The sequence below is a fragment of the Chryseobacterium gleum genome (genome assembly GCF_900636535.1).
In the GTDB taxonomy this organism is placed as follows: domain Bacteria; phylum Bacteroidota; class Bacteroidia; order Flavobacteriales; family Weeksellaceae; genus Chryseobacterium; species Chryseobacterium gleum.
This window is the reverse complement of sequence record NZ_LR134289.1, coordinates 2,466,968-2,484,306: the sequence shown is the minus strand read 5'-3', so window position 1 is coordinate 2,484,306 and position 17,339 is coordinate 2,466,968. Positions and strand designations below refer to the sequence as shown.

15 protein-coding genes are annotated in these 17,339 nt (G+C 35.6%); 12 read left to right on the top strand and 3 right to left on the bottom strand.

The genetic code is table 11. The annotated features are described in order from the left end of the window. Nucleotides 1-242 precede the first annotated feature (242 nt). The 3 genes from EL165_RS11350 to EL165_RS11340 all read right to left on the bottom strand — a co-directional run bounded on the left by EL165_RS11350 (nucleotide 243) and on the right by EL165_RS11340 (nucleotide 3,327). Nucleotides 243-1,901, bottom strand: coding sequence for a ribonucleoside-diphosphate reductase subunit alpha (locus tag EL165_RS11350; protein WP_002977026.1), 1,659 nt, complete (start codon nucleotides 1,899-1,901; stop codon nucleotides 243-245). Nucleotides 1,902-1,956: 55 nt separating this feature from the next. Further along, nucleotides 1,957-2,247: a hypothetical protein gene (locus EL165_RS11345; RefSeq protein ID WP_002977029.1), complete on the bottom strand. Its 291-nt coding sequence runs from the start codon at nucleotides 2,245-2,247 to the stop codon at nucleotides 1,957-1,959. A 105-nt stretch (nucleotides 2,248-2,352) separates the two neighbouring features. Then, on the bottom strand, nucleotides 2,353-3,327 hold the full coding sequence (locus EL165_RS11340; protein WP_041461620.1) for a ribonucleotide-diphosphate reductase subunit beta: 975 nt from the start codon (nucleotides 3,325-3,327) through the stop codon (nucleotides 2,353-2,355). 424 nt (nucleotides 3,328-3,751) lie between these two features. On the opposite strand from EL165_RS11340, the gene EL165_RS11335 reads away from it, so the two are divergent. From EL165_RS11335 to EL165_RS11280, 12 genes are all read left to right on the top strand, one after another. Further along, complete coding sequence (locus EL165_RS11335) at nucleotides 3,752-4,441, top strand: ABC transporter ATP-binding protein (RefSeq protein ID WP_002977033.1); 690 nt, start codon at nucleotides 3,752-3,754, stop codon at nucleotides 4,439-4,441. Nucleotides 4,442-4,540: 99 nt separating this feature from the next. After that, a complete protein-coding gene (locus tag EL165_RS11330; protein WP_002977035.1) occupies nucleotides 4,541-4,894 on the top strand; it encodes a four helix bundle protein in 354 nt (117 codons plus the stop codon). Nucleotides 4,895-5,024: 130 nt separating this feature from the next. Beyond that, nucleotides 5,025-6,254 (top strand): ABC transporter permease, encoded by a 1,230-nt coding sequence (locus EL165_RS11325; RefSeq protein WP_002977037.1) that lies wholly within the window; start codon nucleotides 5,025-5,027, stop codon nucleotides 6,252-6,254. An 85-nt stretch (nucleotides 6,255-6,339) separates the two neighbouring features. Continuing rightward, on the top strand, nucleotides 6,340-7,611 hold the full coding sequence (locus EL165_RS11320; protein ID WP_002977039.1) for an ABC transporter permease: 1,272 nt from the start codon (nucleotides 6,340-6,342) through the stop codon (nucleotides 7,609-7,611). A 104-nt stretch (nucleotides 7,612-7,715) separates the two neighbouring features. Next, nucleotides 7,716-8,927: an efflux RND transporter periplasmic adaptor subunit gene (locus EL165_RS11315; RefSeq protein WP_002977042.1), complete on the top strand. Its 1,212-nt coding sequence runs from the start codon at nucleotides 7,716-7,718 to the stop codon at nucleotides 8,925-8,927. 121 nt (nucleotides 8,928-9,048) lie between these two features. Further along, nucleotides 9,049-9,615, top strand: coding sequence for a hypothetical protein (locus EL165_RS11310; protein ID WP_002977043.1), 567 nt, complete (start codon nucleotides 9,049-9,051; stop codon nucleotides 9,613-9,615). Nucleotides 9,616-9,666: 51 nt separating this feature from the next. Next, nucleotides 9,667-11,193, top strand: coding sequence for a glycosyltransferase family 39 protein (locus EL165_RS11305; RefSeq protein ID WP_002977045.1), 1,527 nt, complete (start codon nucleotides 9,667-9,669; stop codon nucleotides 11,191-11,193). 156 nt (nucleotides 11,194-11,349) lie between these two features. Then, nucleotides 11,350-12,255: an NAD(P)/FAD-dependent oxidoreductase gene (locus tag EL165_RS11300; protein ID WP_002977048.1), complete on the top strand. Its 906-nt coding sequence runs from the start codon at nucleotides 11,350-11,352 to the stop codon at nucleotides 12,253-12,255. 150 nt (nucleotides 12,256-12,405) lie between these two features. After that, a complete protein-coding gene (gene glyA / locus EL165_RS11295) occupies nucleotides 12,406-13,671 on the top strand; it encodes a serine hydroxymethyltransferase (protein WP_002977050.1) in 1,266 nt (421 codons plus the stop codon). Nucleotides 13,672-13,726: 55 nt separating this feature from the next. Beyond that, a complete protein-coding gene (locus tag EL165_RS11290; RefSeq protein WP_002977053.1) occupies nucleotides 13,727-14,185 on the top strand; it encodes a regulatory protein RecX in 459 nt (152 codons plus the stop codon). A 356-nt stretch (nucleotides 14,186-14,541) separates the two neighbouring features. Further along, the gene (locus EL165_RS11285; protein WP_002977054.1) at nucleotides 14,542-16,470 is read left to right on the top strand and encodes a polysaccharide biosynthesis protein; all 1,929 of its coding nucleotides are present in this window, start codon (nucleotides 14,542-14,544) and stop codon (nucleotides 16,468-16,470) included. 39 nt (nucleotides 16,471-16,509) lie between these two features. Next, entirely contained in the window at nucleotides 16,510-17,334 is an 825-nt protein-coding gene (locus EL165_RS11280; protein WP_002977056.1) for a polysaccharide biosynthesis/export family protein, read from the top strand. The last annotated feature ends 5 nt before the right edge of the window (nucleotides 17,335-17,339 follow it).

Genomic DNA, 17,339 nt, shown 5'->3' with positions numbered 1-17,339 from the left:
TAATCAAAGACTAGTATATATAAGTGGTAATAATTCAATAGGAACGGGCTTTAGCCCGTTTTCATAAAATAAACAATAATATCCATCGGCTTTAGCCAAAACTTATTAATACTATAGAAAAGATCTGAGAAAGTCTGTGTAATCCCCGGGCGAACAAATTAAATTGACTTCATTCAAATATAAAACGTCAAAAGCACACCTTGCGGTATGCTTTTGTAAATATAGCGTGTTTATTACTTGATCTATGCTTCGCAGCTTGAGCATGATACGAAGTTAACCATCATTTCTTTTGAAACTGATGAACTTCTCTGGTAGTAAAGTGTTTTAACTCCTTTTTTCCATGCTTCAATATAAAGGTAGTTAACATCTTTTACAGGCATTGTAGAAGGGATCTGAAGATTCAGAGACTGTGCCTGGTCAATATATTGCTGTCTTTGTGCTGCCTGAGAGATAATTTCCATTGGAGAAATTTCTTTGAATGTTTTGAATACTGCCTTCTCTTCAGGAGTAAGCTCATTCAGGTGCTGTACAGATCCATGGTTGAGCATTATCGTTCTCCATGTTTCCTCGTTATCCAGTCCTTTTTCTTCCAGTAATTTTGCAAGGTATTTGTTTTTACGCATAAAGTTCCCTTTAGCAAGACCTGCTTTATAGTAGTTGGAAGCAAAAGGCTCGATTCCCGGAGAAGTTTGTCCCAAAATTGCGGAACTTGAGGTAGTAGGAGCAATAGCCATTGTTGTGGTATTTCTCAATCCGTATCCTTTTAGTACTTCCGGTTCACCATAAATGTTGGCAAGCTCTCTTGAAGCCTGCTCAGCCTGTTCTTTGATATGTCTGAAAGCTCTTGCGTTGAACTGAGTTGCTTCGAAGCTTTCAAATGGAATCATATTTTTCTGTAAATATGAATGGTATCCTAACACTCCTAATCCAAGGGCTCTGTGACGCATTGCGAAGTTTCTTGCTCCCTGTAGGTAATAGTTACCCTCAGTTTTATCAATGAATTCAGATAAAACAGCATCCAGGAAGTAGATAGCAAGCTTTACAGCATCTGTATCCTTCCATTCATCATATAGTTCAAGGTTCATGGAAGACAGACAGCAGATGAAAGACTCTTCCATAGTAGATGGAAGCATGATTTCAGAACAAAGGTTACTTGCATTTACCGTCATCCCTAAATCTTTATAAACCTGTGGCTTATTTCTGTTTACGTTGTCCGTAAAGAAAATATAAGGAAGACCTTTTTGCTGACGGCTTTCCAATACTCTTGCCCAGACTTTACGCTTTTCCATATCACCGTCAATCATATCCTGCATCCAGTAATCCGGAACACATACTCCGGTGAACAGGTTCTGAATCGGGCTACCGATATCTTTAATAGATAAAAATTCTTCAATATCTCCGTGGTCAATATCTAAGTAAGCAGCAAAAGCTCCTCTTCTTACCCCTCCCTGAGAAACAACATCCATAGCTGTATCGAAAAGCTTCATGAATGAAACTGCTCCTGAAGACTTTCCGTTGTCAGTTACAGCTGTTCCTCTGTTTCTCAATTCTCCGAAATATCCTGAAGTACCTCCTCCGATTTTAGTCTGCATGATCACTTCACCCATTTTGTGGGTAATTCCTTCAATACTGTCCGGAATGTGAACGTTGAAACATGAGATAGGAAGACCTCTCTGAGTTCCCATATTAGCCCATACAGGAGAAGAGAAACTGATCCATCCTTTCGTAATCATTTCTTTGAATGCCGGTTGAAGTTCAGGTTTGTATAACCTTTTTGCAGCAGCAGTTGTGATTCTGTCGATTGCTCCGTCTACTGTTTCACCTTTCAACAGATATCCTCTGTTAAGCATCTGCTCAGACTCTTCATTGAGCCACCATATATTTGAATTTTGCTCTTCCATAGATGTTATATTTTCGAATTCCGGAATGAAGAGATCACTCCGGAATTTTGTTTTTTTATTGTATTGATTGTAAAATTTCTACTTTGTGGGAACCGTTCAGTCCGCTTTCATCTCTTAATCTCTGAAATTCTTTAAAAGACGGAACATTCAAAACCTCATGCTGAACTTCTTCATTGATGTAGTTTGAATAATGTACGAAAGTAACACCATCTTCCTTTACAAAAACTTTATACTCAAAGGTGGAAGGATCTAAATTTTTGAAATCTTCCAGAAACTTTTGGATATTAGCTTTATTGTTTGGAACAAAGTCGGGGTTTACCGTATAAGTTACTATTACATTAATCATTCCCTTGATATTTGTGCTTTATTTAATGAACTGTATTCTTATAATACCAGAAAAGAATTACTCCTTATACTGACTGCACTGACGCTCGCTGCGCTCGCGCCCGGATTAAAACAAATCGTTTGCTGTAATACTTTTATCGTGTTTCGTATAGTCTACAGGTCTTTTGGCAAAGAAATCATCTAATGAATTGGCAAAAACTTCCTCCTCGAACCATACCATTGGTCTATATTGCTCAGGAGTAATGTTGTATCTTGTTTTCATGTTGATTTTCTTCAAACTGTCATCTACACGGTATTTCATAAAGTTTAACAGGTCTTCTTTAGAAACGTTGTCGATTTCTCCCAATTCAAAGATCCAGCTAAGGATGTCGCCTTCTCTTGCGATAGACTCATCTACAAGGGTATAGATATCTTCAATATCGCTGTCTGTTAATAAGTCAGGTTGTTCTTCACGGATTTTGTTGATCAGGTAAATTCCTGCATTGGCGTGAATCTGCTCATCTACTGAAGTCCATGCAATGATATTGGAAACATTTTTCATGAAACCTTTGAATCTTGTGAAAGAAAGGATGATGGCAAACTGCGAGAAAAGAGAAACGTTTTCCACTAAAATACTGAATAACAATAAAGCGGAAACATATTCTTTCGGTGTAGCAGAATTAGCATGCTTTAAAGCATTTCCAAGAAACTCGATTCTACCTTTTACAGCAGGAATTTCGATCACGTTAAGGAACTCGTCGTTATATCCTAAAACCTCTAATAAACGGGAATATGCTTCAGAATGACGGAACTCGCATTCTGCAAAAGTAGATCCTAATCCATTGAATTCCGGCTTTGGTAAGTGGTTGTATAAATTTCCCCAGAATGTCTTTACAGACACCTCGATCTGTGCAATGGCTAACAGCGCATTCTTCACAGCATGCTTTTCGTGTGGTTCCAACTGCGAATGAAAATCCTGAACATCTGCAGTAAAGTCCACTTCCGAATGTACCCAGAACGATTTGTTGATGGCTTCTACAAATTGAAGAACCTCCGGGTATTCAAATGGCTTATAGCTTACTCTTTTATCAAAAATTCCCATATTAAATATCTTTATAATTAAATAATTTAGATCCTTGTGGATAACGTTCCGGAAATACTTAAGTTTTTGTTTTTCTGCAGATTGTGAATTAAAGTTATCCACTTTTGCAAATCCATATTTCTTGTAAAGAACTAATAGCAAAGTTCGAAAAAAAGAACTGATTTTGAAAGGGGTAAATACTAATCGGCTGACTTTTAGCCGGAAAAGTTTTCCACATTTACATGAAACAGCCTCGTATAATAGGCTAAACAGCAATCTTGAGGATAAATACATTGAAATGTGAAGTTACAGTTAAACAATTTTATATAAAGTATTATTAATAAAGGGATAATTTGTTAAACAAAAAAATATTTGAATAAATTTTTATTCTTGTAACAATTTGAAAATATGATCTACTTATTGGGTATAAAACATACATCACTTAATGTTAGTAATTCAGGATTTAAATAAGTCATACGATACAGGCAAAAGCAAACTTCATGTTCTTAAAGGAATTAATCTGAATATTTCTGAAGGAGAGTTTGTTTCTATTATGGGAAGTTCCGGTTCCGGAAAATCTACACTACTTAATATTATTGGAATTCTGGATGAAAAAGATTCAGGAACCTATGAATTGGACGGAGTTCCCATTGAACATTTATCTGAGGTAAAAGCTGCAGAATATAGAAGCCGGTTTTTAGGATTTATTTTTCAGTCTTTCAATCTTATCAATTATAAAACAGCTTTGGAGAATGTAGCACTTCCACTGTATTATCAGAATGTGCCGCGAAAAGAACGAAATCAGAAAGCGCTGGAGTATCTGGAAAAAGTAGGACTGGCTCAGTGGGCAAACCACCTTCCAAGTGAACTTTCCGGAGGACAGAAGCAGAGAGTAGCCATTGCAAGAGCTTTGATTACCAATCCAAAGGTAGTACTTGCAGATGAGCCTACCGGAGCACTCGATTCCAAAACTACCCATGATATTATGAAACTTCTTCAGGATATCAATAATGAAGGAAAAACAATAATCGTTGTAACCCACGAACCTGATGTGGCTGCACAGACCAAAAGAAATGTAGTCCTGAAGGACGGGATTATTGAAAGTGATGAGTTTATTAAGCAGATTGTACTATAAGTGAATAGTGAATGGTCAATTTTGCTTCGCAAGTGAATTCTACAATGAGGAAGACAAATAATTTATAATACACACAAATGAATATGAAAAAAAATAAAAATGTTTTTAAATCTGAACCATTATAAGCTTGACGTATATCAATCAGCCAGAGAATTAAGAATAGAATGTTACAAGGCTTTATCTAAAATTCCTGATCATGAAAAGTTTAATGTAATTGACCAGATAGGAAGAGCTTCTACTTCAGTGGTAAATATTACCGAGGGATGCTCGAGAAGATCTGAATTAGAAAGGAAAAGATATTTTGAAATTGCCAGAGGTTCGGTTATTGAGTTAGATTCTTGTTTTGATATTGTTATAGAGTGTAAGTATATTAAAATAGAAGAATTAACAAAAATTGGTAATTTAATAAAAACAGCATTTATCTTATTAAGTAAAATGTTGAAAAGTGATTAGAAATGTGAAAATTAATTAGGTTCGTAACTGAAGTCTGATGAAGGACAAATTGACAACAAGGTTAATTGACTTCGAAGAAAATTGAGAGCGCAGCTAATTGACTTTTTTACACAGTAAAAAAATAAAAAATATGTTTGACCTAGATCGTTGGCAGGAAATATTCAGTTCTATCCGGAGTAATGTACTTCGGACGGTACTTTCAGGGTTTACTGTAGCTTTGGGACTGTTTATTTTCATCGTCCTTTTTGGAATTGGAAGAGGACTTCAGAATGCTTTTTCTGAAGGATTTGCAGGAGATGCTAAAAATCTTATTATTTTTTCCACAGGAAAAGCCTCTTTAGCTTATAAAGGTCTTCAGTCTGACCGAAATATAACAATGAATAACTCAGACTATGATTTTTTAATTAATACGGATAAGGAAAAAGCGGGGCCTTCCAGTCCGAGATATAGTGCCAGTTTAATGGTAAAATATGGAAAAGAAAGTGGTCTTTATCAGATTAATGGTGCTGAACCTGGTGAACAGGTCATTGAAAACAGAAAAGTTATTGATGGGAGGTATATTACAGCGAAAGATCTGGAAAGAAAATTAAATGTTGCGGTCATTGGAAGAATGGTTCAGCGGGACTTGATCAAAAATGGAAGCCCAATAGGAAAAGAACTTGATATTAACGGAACAATGTATAAGGTTATCGGAGTTTTTTCCGATGATGGCGGAGATCGAGATGAGAGACATATCACAGTACCCATCACCACTTTACAGCAGATGAAGAAAGGATCTGATACAGTAAATATAGCTTATATAACATACAATGAGAAACTGACTCCGGATCAGGCCATTAAGTATGGTGATGAGCTTAAAGATAAATTAAAAGCGAGAAAAAATGTTTCTCCCGATGATGAGAATGGTGTCCGTGTCTGGAATAACGCCAAAAATATGAATGACACCTTTACATTCATGGCGGTACTTACAGCAATTGTAGGATTTATCGGACTGGGAACATTACTTGCCGGAATTATCGGGATCAGTAACATTATGGTATACATTGTTAAAGAAAGAACCAAAGAGATCGGAGTAAGAAAAGCTATTGGTGCAAAGCCAGCTGGAATTGTAGGGCTTATTGTTCAGGAAAGTGTTGTGATTACAGTTATATCCGGGCTTGTTGGAGTAGGAGTAGGTGTTTTGACATTAAATCTTATCGGGAACAGCCTTGAAGAGTTTTTCATTAAAAACCCAAGTGTAGGCTGGGGATCCATCATTATGGCATTCATTGCACTGATTTTCTCTGGACTGATTGCAGGATTTGTTCCCGCATACAGAGCCTCAAGAATTAAACCGATAGAAGCATTGAGAACAGAATAATTTGCGATAAACGAAAGTTGAAAAAAGCAAATAAGAAGATAACAGATTAATGGGATTCATTATTTATAACTTATAATTCAGAAAGGTGAATATCATATTTAAAAAAGACACTTGGCAGGAAATTTATTATTCATTGAGGAATAATAAACTCCGGACATTTCTTACCATGATTGGCGTAGGATGGGGAATGTTTTTGTATGTGAGCCTTCTTGGAGCTGCAAAAGGAATGGAAAATGGTTTTGATAAACTATTTTCCGGTTTTGCTACCAATTCCATCTTCCTGTGGGCACAGAAAACATCTATTCCGTACGAAGGATTTCCTAAAGGAAGAGAAGTTCACCTGAACCTGAATGATATGGAAATGCTGAAAAGAAAAGTAACAGCCATAGATTATATTTCGCCGCAGAATGCCAGAGGAAGCTTTACCGGAACACCGGGGGAAAGCATGTCAAGAAACGGGAAGAATGGAACCTATTCGCTTACCGGAGATTATTCTGTAGGAAACAAAATTTCGGAAAAGAAACTGATCTTCGGACGCTATATCAATGATGCCGATGTTTCCGGGAATAAAAATGTAGTGGTGATAGGAGAAGAAATTTATAAAAATTTCTTCGATTCCAAGAAAAAAGAAAACCCAATAGGGAAGTCTATCAATATTAAAGGACTGTTTTTTAATGTAATCGGGGTTTTCCGTGTAAAAAAAGGAGGAGGATTTGAAAATGACCAGACTGCTTTTATTCCACTTTCCACGTATACGAAAATGTATAATGCAGGAGACCAGATCGACATGTTTGCTATTGTAAGCAAGCCTAATGCAAATGTTAATGCAGTAGAAGAAGATGTAAAGTACGCTTTAAAGACAAAGAATAAAGTGTCCCCTGAAGATACCAACGCTTTCGGGAGTTTCAACCTTGGGAAAGAATTTAAAAAATTGACAGGGTTTCTTACAGGAATGCAGTTGCTGACCATTATCGTGGGTACACTGACTATCCTTGCAGGAGTAATCGCTATTTCAAATATCCTTTTGATCACAGTAAAAGAAAGAACCAAAGAAATCGGGATCAGAAGGGCGTTAGGTGCCAAACCTGCTGAGGTAAGAAATCAGATTTTGCTGGAAAGTGTTGTTATTACGCTCTCCTCGGGGTTGATAGGTTTTATGTTTGGGATTTTTGTACTTATGATTCTTAATGCTGTTACTCAGGGCCAGGATTCATTCCCATTCTATAATCCGACAGTTAACTATGGAAATGTGTTTGCGGCAATGGCAGTAATGGTGGTTTTGGGACTTGTTATCGGGATGATTCCTGCGCAGAGAGCTGTGAAGATTAAACCTATTGAAGCATTAAGAACAGAGTAATTAATTTGAAAATGAATCAATTTGAAAATAAAGAAGAACGGTTGATCAATGAACAATCAATCTTTTAATTTTTCAATTTATTTAATAAAAAATAAACTATACATATGAAAAAGAAATTCACTTGGAAAAAAGCCATTTATATAGTGTTGGGGCTTTTATTTGCAGTGGCATTATTCTCAGGGATTGGCTATCTTATAAAATCTAACTCTAACGAAGGTGAGGCTTTCCTTACCCGCAAGCCTACTGTTCAGAATATGGATGATAAGGTAATGGCTACAGGGAAAATTGTTCCAAAAGAAGAAATTGAGATCAAACCCAATATTGCGGGGATTATAGATAAAATCTTAGTAAAAGAAGGAGATAAAGTAGAAGTAGGCCAGCTGATTGCTACTGTGAAAATTGTTCCAAGTATCTCTGAAGTAAATGCAGCTCAGCAGGAAGTTCAGAATGCACAGATCCAGATCAGCAATGCCCAGATGAATGTAGGAAATATGCAGAAGCAGTTTGATATGCAGGAAAAACTTTACAAGCAGGGAGTTGCTTCTAAACAGGAGTTTCTTAATTCTCAACAGCAGTTATTCTCTCAGCAGCAGACTTTGAAAAATGCACAGCAGCAATTGAATACCGCTCAAAAAAGATTGCAGATCGCTAAAACAGGAGCAACTCCCGAACTTAAAGGTCAGGGGTTGGCAACTACCGAGATTCGTTCCAAAGCTTCAGGTACCGTACTTGAAGTGCCTGTTAAAGCAGGAAGCCAGGTGATTGAAGCCAATAACTTCAATGCGGGAACTACCATCTGCTCGGTTGCAGATTTAAATGTGCTGATCTTTAAAGGCGAAATTGATGAGGCACAGGCAGGAAAACTAAGAGAAGGAATGGATATGAATATTGTAATCGGAGCATTACAAAACAAAACTTTCCCTGGAAAACTGACCATGATTGCCCCTAAAGGAAAAGATAATGCAGGAACTATTAAATTTCCGGTAGAAGGTAACGTAAGTAATCCTAATAATGAGTATATTAGAGCAGGTTTTTCTGCGAATGGTGAAATTGTCTTGAGTTCCCAGAAAAATGCATTATTATTGGATGAATCTTTAGTGCAGTATGAAAAGAAACAAGGAAAAGATGTTCCTTTTGTAGAAACCAAACAAAAAGATGGTAAATTCAAAAAAGTATATGTGAAACTGGGAGCAAGTGACGGAATCAATGTTCAGATTCTTCCCGGATCAAATATTACAAAAGATACTGAAGTGAAAGTTTGGAACCCATCAGATAAAGACAAAGAAGAGCTGAAAGAAAAAGCCAATAAAAAATAATAAACTACACTATACACTTTTAAACTGTAATCCTGGAGGAATTCTTTTTCTCCGGGATTTTTTATGTCAAAATTTTTAAAAGAGTAAATTCCTATATTTGAATCAAATAAATCCATGGAAAATGTGTCGATACGCTGGGAAAACCTATAAATCACATTATGCATGTTTTAAATGTCGGAAATCATTTAAGCAGGCAGATAGTAGTGATATTTTACGTCGGATCAAAAAAGAAAAAATATACCATGAGCCAGGGAAGACAATTCGGAATGTAGGATATGTTTTCACGAAAGTAGAAACAAAAGAATTGCAAAAAATTGTTTCAGAGATTGAAAACCGGACTATAAAATGCCCTGAATGCAGCAATATAATGGCTGATCTGGGGAAAGATTTCAAAGCTCCTAAAAAAACAGCTGTCAAAGAATGGAAGATTATAGAAAGTCTTTTCAAAACAGGAAAATGTTTTCATTCATGCGGCTGCGATGGAATAGGGTATATTCCTGAAAATCCCAAAGACTATGAAGCGTATCTGAATAATATGTTGAAAACCTATCAGGAATATTTAGCTACCTGCCAGAAAACTTTTATAGAGGAATGTCCCGGAAAGAATGACGAAATTAAATATTGGTCTGACAATATTCAGAAAATAAAAACTGAAATTATTGATAACAGGTTTGATATAACAGTGTAACGGAAAAGAAGTTTAAATTGTCTTATCATTAAATTCCAAACTATTATATCCATGAAAAAAGACTATTGGATTCTCGTTCTTTTTATCATTGCAAAATTTGCTCTTCAATATTCATTGATAAGTCCTGAATATGAACTTCACAGGGATGAATATCTGCATCTCGATCAGGCGAATCATCTTGCATGGGGATATCTTTCAGTTCCGCCTGTCAACTCTTGGATAGCGTGGATCATTAAAATGTTGGGAAACTTCGTATTCTGGGTTAAGTTCTTTCCTGCTTTATTTGGAGCAATGACTATAGTCATTGCCTGGAAAGTTGTTGAAGAACTGAAAGGAAGCCTTTTTGCTAAAATACTTACTGCGTCAGGTATTCTATTTTCTGTGCTTCTTCGGGTAAATATGTTATTCCAGCCCACATCACTGGAAATTTTCCTGTGGCTGTGTCTTTATTACAGTTTGATTAAATATTTCAATTCCCAAAAAGTTAAGTGGATTTACATGGGAGCAGTCATTTTTGGAATAGGAATATTGAATAAATATAATATTGCTTTTGCCGTCCTTGGACTCATTCCTGCATTTCTGTTAACAAAGCAAAGAAAAATCTTTATGCTCTCTCATGCGTATTGGGCAGCGCTTTTGGTGTTAATTATTGTTTTTCCCAACCTTTTATGGCAATATCAGAATCATTTTCCGGTCATTCATCATATGAAAGAGCTTTCAGAAAGACAGCTTGTACATGTAGACCGGGTGGATTTTATGAAATCTCAGATTCTCTTTTTCATAGGTGTCATTTTTGTTATCATAGCGGGCTGGGGAGCGTTATTGTTGTATAAGCCTTTTGAGAAATTCCGGTTTTTCTTTTGGAGCTATAGTATTACAATTACCTTGTTCTTATTTTTTAAAGCAAAAGACTACTATGCAATAGGACTCTATCCCGTTTATATTGCCTTTGGTGCAGTTTATCTTGGACATCTATTTGAAAAAGGATGGAAGAGGTTTTTGAAACCCGTCAGCATTCTGATTCCGATACTTTTATTTCTTCCCTTATATAATGTAGCCTTTCCGAATAAAAGTCCTGAATATATAGTCTCTTACCCGGATGAGTATAAAAAATTGGGGCTGCTTCGTTGGGAAGATGGAAAAGATCATTCTTTACCACAGGATTTTGCTGACATGCAGGGTTGGAAAGAACTGGCTCAAAAAGTGGATAAAGAATATTCCAAACTGGCAAAGACCGGAACTACGATGGTCTTATGTGATAATTACGGACAGGCCGGAGCAATTAATTATTATTCAAAAGCGGGTGTTGTAGCCATGTCATTTAATGCAGACTATATCAATTGGATAGATATAAACAGGAAATACAAAAATGTAATCAGAGTTAAAGATGCTACCGAAGCAGGAAAAGAACTTAATGAATCCGGTTCATTTTTTGAAGTTTCGGAACTAAAGGATTCTATTACCAATCCATATGCTAGAGAAAAAGGAACAGCGATTTTCAGCCTTCAGGGAGCGAAAATAAATATCAATAAAAGAATTCAGGACGAAATTACCGAAGTTAAAAATGAATGGAAATAGCTTTTCAGCAGAAGCGATAAATGATCAGTTGTTTACGGAATAAAACTAATAGATAAAAAGTATTATTGCAACTATATTGCATTAATTGATTTTGCTTTACCTTTGTATTATCAATTATCAATTATCAATTATCAATTATCAATTATCAACTGAACTATGGAAAATAAAAATTTTGATGTTATCATAATAGGAGGAAGTTATTCGGGATTATCTGCGGGAATGTCTTTGGGAAGATCTTTAAGGAATGTTTTGATCATTGATAATGGAAAACCTTGTAACAGACAGACTCCACATTCTCATAACTTTGTTACTCACGATGGGAAAACACCGTCAGAAATTTCAAAACTGGCAAAAAAAGATGTTGAAAAATACAATACTGTCAGTTTCTATAACGGAACCGCTGTGAAAACACAAAATACCAGCGACGGTTTTAAAATTGAAACTTCATCTGGTGAAAAATTCAATTCTAAAAAACTTATTATAGCTTCCGGAGTGAGGGATGTAATGCCTGACATCCCCGGATTTGCAGAATGCTGGGGGATTTCTGTGATACACTGTCCATACTGCCATGGCTATGAAGTAAAAAATGAAATCACAGGAATTCTTTCCAATGGAGATATCGCTTACGAATTTTCAAAGTTGATTTTTAATCTGACCAAAAGCCTTACCTTGTTTACGAATGGAAAGGCTTCCCTTACTGATGAACAAATAAAGAAACTGGCTCAGAATAAAATTAATCTTAATGAAGATGAGATTGAAAAAATAGAGCATGATAACGGATCTGTTCAGAAAATTATTTTCAAAAACGGGAAAGAAGTTTCTTTAAAAGCTTTATATGCTAAAATTCCTTTCGAACAAAATCTAAATGTATCTGCTGATCTGGGATGTGAGCTGACGGAACAAGGTTTCATTAAAGTAGATGCAATGCAGAAAACAAATGTTCCGGGAGTATTTGCCTGTGGAGATAATGTAACCATGATGCGCTCCGTAGCCAATGCAGTTGCACAGGGAAATTTTGCAGGTGCCGTGGTTAATAAGGAGCTTTCAGATGAAGAATTTTAGAAACAATCTCATCTCATTAAAACAATCATAATGTTGGATTTATTGATGAATGTTTTCATTTTTTAGTGTTTAAAAATCATTTTTGCAATAGAGAAATCTCGACGAAAATTCCGTACATTTGGGGTGAAAATTTCAAAAACTAAAAGTAAAATGGATATTATTTTCGACCTGATTGAAAAGGAAAGACAAAGACAAACCCATGGATTAGAGCTTATCGCATCAGAAAATTTTGTTTCTGAAAACGTGATGAAAGCAATGGGAAGTGTACTGACAAATAAATATGCTGAAGGATATCCCGGAAAAAGATATTACGGAGGATGTGAAGTAGTAGATGAGGTTGAAACTTTAGCCATCAACAGAGCTAAGGAGCTTTTCGGAGTAGATTATGTGAATGTTCAGCCACATTCCGGTTCTCAGGCGAATGCAGCCATTTATCTTGCAGTTTTGAAACCTGGTGATAAAATTATGGGAATGGACCTTTCAATGGGAGGACACCTTACCCACGGTTCAGCAGTGAACTTTTCAGGGATTCAATATAACGTAGTTTCTTACGGAGTTCAGCAGGAAACAGGTCTTATTGATTATGATCAAATGAGAGAAGTAGCGTTGAGAGAAAAACCAAAAATGCTTATTGCAGGTTTCTCAGCCTATTCAAGAGATTTAGATTATGCTAAATTCAGAGAAGTGGCAGATGAAGTGGGAGCTACCCTTTGGGCTGATATAGCTCACCCGGCTGGTTTAGTAGCAAAAGGGTTATTAAATTCTCCATTCGAGCACTGTCATGTAGTAACAACTACAACTCACAAGACCCTTAGAGGCCCAAGAGGAGGAATGATCATGATGGGGAAAGACTTTGAAAATACATATGGTCACAAAACGCCAAAAGGTGAAATCAAAATGATGAGCCAGGTGCTGGATGGGGCTGTATTTCCAGGTATTCAGGGAGGACCGCTTGAGCACGTGATTGCTGGTAAAGCTGTAGCTTTTGGGGAAGCTCTGGATGTTCAGTTTGAAACGTATGCAAAACAGGTTAAAGCAAATGCTCAGGCACTATCAAAAGCAATGATCAACAGAGGTTTTGATATCGTAAGCGGAGGTACAGATAATCACCTGATGCTGGTAGACCTTAGAAATAAAGGAGTAAACGGTAAAGAAACCGAAAAAGCATTAGTACTTGCTGATATTACATGTAACAAAAATATGGTTCCTTTTGATGACAAGTCACCATTTACAACATCTGGTATCAGATTGGGAACTGCAGCTATCACAACAAGAGGATTGAAAGAAAATGATATGGATACTATTGCGGGACTTATTTCTGAAGTAGTAGACAATATCAAAAATGAAGAAGTGATTGGATCTGTAAGAAAAAAAGTAAACGAATTAATGGAAGGTAAAGCTCTGTTTAATTACTAACAGACATTCCGATATCATATAAAGAATGGGCAACTGCTCATTCTTTTTTTATTACATGGAAAAGAAATCTTATACTTTCGAGGAAATAAAACAGAAGCTGGTCAATTACTGTGTTTACCAGGATCGCTGTCATGCTGAAGTGGAACAGAAGATGAGAGAATTCCTGCTCATAGATGAAGCGAAGGAAGAAATTATTTTATACCTGCTGAAAGAAAATTATCTGAATGAAGAAAGGTTTACACGAAGTTATATCAGAGGTAAATTTTACATCAAACATTGGGGAAAGACCAAAATTAAAATGAATCTGAAGCAGAAACAGATTTCTGAGAAGTTAATCAATTCATGTTTTGATGAGATTGATGACGCTGATTATGAAAAAACTATCAGAAAGATGTTTGATGATTATTATTCTAAGCAAACTGGCTTGAAAGAATATCAAAAAAAAACCAAGACTATAAAACATTTGATGAGTAAAGGTTTTGAATATGAGAAAATAATTGATATTTTTGACTAAATATTTAATGAATTACAAAAACTTGACGTATGACTTTTAGGAAAAAAAATAAACAGTTCATTGAAAAAGATTGATATATAAAGATTTAAAAATTATTTTAAAGAAAAACAGCTTAACTAAGAATTTTTATAGATAAATATCTGCTTTATAAAGAGCTTTTATGGTATGATTTTTGTCTGTGAGTTTAGCTGTATCATAAATGAAATTATTAGATTTCATAAACATAACATCAAATTTATTTTTGATTTCAGCATATTGAAATAAATTTATTTATTTTTGTGTGATTGTGCCAAAATTATCTTTGATTGGATAATCAGATATTATACATTAATTAAATATGAACACCAATACAGACAATGTACAATTCTCTTAGAAAAACAATATTTGGAGGGGATAATGTTGTCAATCTCTCAGACGTAAGATATCTTCCTCGATGGATAATTCTTGTAATAGACATTATTATTCTGATCATATCTTTATTTCTTTCCACTTACATTATCGCAAAAATTACCAAGCAGGAATTTATCTATCACGATGATAAAAGTTTAGTTTTTGCTTTTATTATTCTGGTGAATGCTGTTTTTATGTATGTCTTCAAGACTTACGCCGGTATTATTCGCCATTCAACATTTATAGATTTATTTAAACTTCTGATATCGTGCTTTTGCACAATGCTGACTATCGGAATTATAAATCTTTCCTATTTCTGGATCACAGGAAGTAAGTTTATACTTACTCCTTATCTGATACTTTACTTTGTAATTTCTTTTATGGGATTATTCCTTTTCAGATTATATGTGAAAGAGTTTTTCCATATTGTAAGGGAGTACAGAAGAAGTGCACTGAAAAAAAGGATTCTGGTATTGGGAATTGATGAACAATCTATTGCGATTGCCCGTGCTATTCTGGATAATCCAAGTTTGCCATATCAGGTAGTTGGGTTTTTAACTCAGAGAACCGATTCTAAAAGAGCTTCTCTGTTAGGAAAACCCATCTATGAGAAGGAAAAGATAGAGGAGCATTCAAAAGACGATCTTATGGTTGATGGCGTTCTCATTGTTAAGGAGATGATGGCCAGAGATGAGATGAACGCCTGGGTGAATTTGTTTTTAGAAAAAGATCTGAATGTTTTTAAAGCACCCTCTGTACAGAAGTTAAGAGACAGTGATCTAGGAGGGTCTATCAAAAATCTTCAAATTGAAGATTTGTTAAACAGAAAACCGATCAAAATTCAGAATGAGAAAGTTAAAAGCAGACATTTTGATAAAACGGTATTGGTAACCGGTGGTGCAGGATCTATAGGAAGTGAGATTGTAAGACAGGTTGCTCTTTTTAATCCTTCTTTAATTGTAGTACTGGACCAGGCTGAAACACCTCTTTATGAAATTGAACTTGAAATGAGAGAGAAATTTCCTCATATCACTTTCAAATTTGTTTTGGGAGATGTTTCTAACCATCACAGAATGGAATCTCTGTTCCAGACGTATAATTTCTCAATGGTATACCACGCAGCAGCCTATAAGCATGTTCCTTTGGTAGAAGAAAATCCTCATGAAGCCATTTTTGTCAATATATTAGGTTCAAAGATTGTTGCAAAATTATCCAGCAAGTATAAAGTAAACAGATTCGTAATGGTATCTACAGATAAAGCTGTAAACCCAACCAACGTAATGGGAGCTTCAAAACGTGCAGCAGAACTTTTTGTACAGTCACTTCAGAATGTAGAAGGTAATGTGACCAAGTTTATTACAACGAGATTTGGAAATGTATTAGGATCCAATGGTTCTGTAATTCCTCATTTTAAAAAGCAGATTGAAGCTGGTGGCCCGGTAACCATTACCCATCCGGAAATCGTAAGATATTTCATGACGATTCCTGAGGCTTGTGAGCTTGTGCTTCAGGCAGGAACAATGGGAGAAGGAGGTGAGATTTTTGTCTTTGATATGGGGGAGCCTGTAAAGATTATTGATCTTGCCAAAAGAATGATCAAATTATCAGGATTCGAACCTAATATTGATATCAAAATCATCTATACAGGATTAAGACCCGGAGAAAAGCTGTACGAAGAACTTCTGAGTGATGATGCAAAAACACTTCCTACTCATAATGACAAAATTATGATTTCTAAAGATCCTTCAATGGGATTTGAAGATATAGACAGGCTTACTAAGGAAATTACCAAGGCTTCCCTGCGAAGAGATAAAGTGGAAGTGGTTAGAATTCTTAAAACAATAGTGCCGGAATTCCGAAGCAATAATTCAATTTATGAGGCTTTGGATAAATAGAAAAAATATAAATGTATATTTGCACAATTTAACAAAATAATGAAAGGAAAAATAATAGCATTAGTTTTGGCGTCCTCTTTAGTAATTTCCTGCAAAGTGAACCCCAAAGCTAAGAATGATTTAAATTATATGCAGAATATAGAACAGGTCGCAATCAATGCATCTGCTAAAAATTCAGCAAATACGATCCAGGTAGGAGATCAGTTGGTTATTCTGATCACTGCGAAAGATATGGATGTTGTAAAGCCTTTTAATCAGAATTATTCTTCCTCAGAACTTATCCAAACCAATACAATAGCCGGTGGAAATACTCCTAACCAAGGAACAACAGTGTTATCAGGACCTACTTATATAGTAGATGCAAATGGAGATATTGACTTTCCAATATTAGGAAAACTGAATACATCAGATAAAAGTCTGACCGCTTTTAAAGATGAACTAAGGGAAAAGATGACGAGATATGTTATTAATCCCACTGTTAATGTAAGACTCGCTAATTTTAAAGTTACAATACTTGGAGAAGTTAATAGACAGGGAGACTATACAATAGCAAACGGACAAGCAACGATCTTGAATGCATTGGGTATGGCTGGTGACCTGACACAATATGGGAAAAGAGAAGATATATTGGTTATCAGAACAGAAAATGGTATTGTTTCTCATGGGCGTGTTAACCTACATGATGCTAATTTAATTAACTCTCCATATTATAATCTGAAACAGGGGGATGCCATTATTGTTTCTTCAAACAATACAAAAGACGTTATGGCGAAACAAAACCCTAATACAGGTCTTTACCTGACCGCTATTTCTATTGCGGTTACAGCAGTTGCCGTTGTAGTAAGTTTATTTAATAAGAAATAAAGATT

Excerpts from the sequence above, each read along its gene's own strand:
- glyA (WP_002977050.1), top strand. The coding sequence starts at position 12,406 with ATGGATATTATTTTCGACCTGATTGAAAAGGAAAGACAAAGACAAACC.
- EL165_RS11345 (WP_002977029.1), bottom strand. The coding sequence starts at position 2,247 with ATGATTAATGTAATAGTAACTTATACGGTAAACCCCGACTTTGTTCCA.
- EL165_RS11335 (WP_002977033.1), top strand. The coding sequence starts at position 3,752 with ATGTTAGTAATTCAGGATTTAAATAAGTCATACGATACAGGCAAAAGC.
- EL165_RS11280 (WP_002977056.1), top strand. The coding sequence starts at position 16,510 with ATGAAAGGAAAAATAATAGCATTAGTTTTGGCGTCCTCTTTAGTAATT.
- EL165_RS11310 (WP_002977043.1), top strand. The coding sequence starts at position 9,049 with ATGTGTCGATACGCTGGGAAAACCTATAAATCACATTATGCATGTTTT.
- EL165_RS11305 (WP_002977045.1), top strand. The coding sequence starts at position 9,667 with ATGAAAAAAGACTATTGGATTCTCGTTCTTTTTATCATTGCAAAATTT.
- EL165_RS11285 (WP_002977054.1), top strand. The coding sequence starts at position 14,542 with ATGTACAATTCTCTTAGAAAAACAATATTTGGAGGGGATAATGTTGTC.
- EL165_RS11290 (WP_002977053.1), top strand. The coding sequence starts at position 13,727 with ATGGAAAAGAAATCTTATACTTTCGAGGAAATAAAACAGAAGCTGGTC.
- EL165_RS11330 (WP_002977035.1), top strand. The coding sequence starts at position 4,541 with ATGTTTTTAAATCTGAACCATTATAAGCTTGACGTATATCAATCAGCC.
- EL165_RS11340 (WP_041461620.1), bottom strand. The coding sequence starts at position 3,327 with ATGGGAATTTTTGATAAAAGAGTAAGCTATAAGCCATTTGAATACCCG.
- EL165_RS11315 (WP_002977042.1), top strand. The coding sequence starts at position 7,716 with ATGAAAAAGAAATTCACTTGGAAAAAAGCCATTTATATAGTGTTGGGG.
- EL165_RS11325 (WP_002977037.1), top strand. The coding sequence starts at position 5,025 with ATGTTTGACCTAGATCGTTGGCAGGAAATATTCAGTTCTATCCGGAGT.
- EL165_RS11350 (WP_002977026.1), bottom strand. The coding sequence starts at position 1,901 with ATGGAAGAGCAAAATTCAAATATATGGTGGCTCAATGAAGAGTCTGAG.
- EL165_RS11300 (WP_002977048.1), top strand. The coding sequence starts at position 11,350 with ATGGAAAATAAAAATTTTGATGTTATCATAATAGGAGGAAGTTATTCG.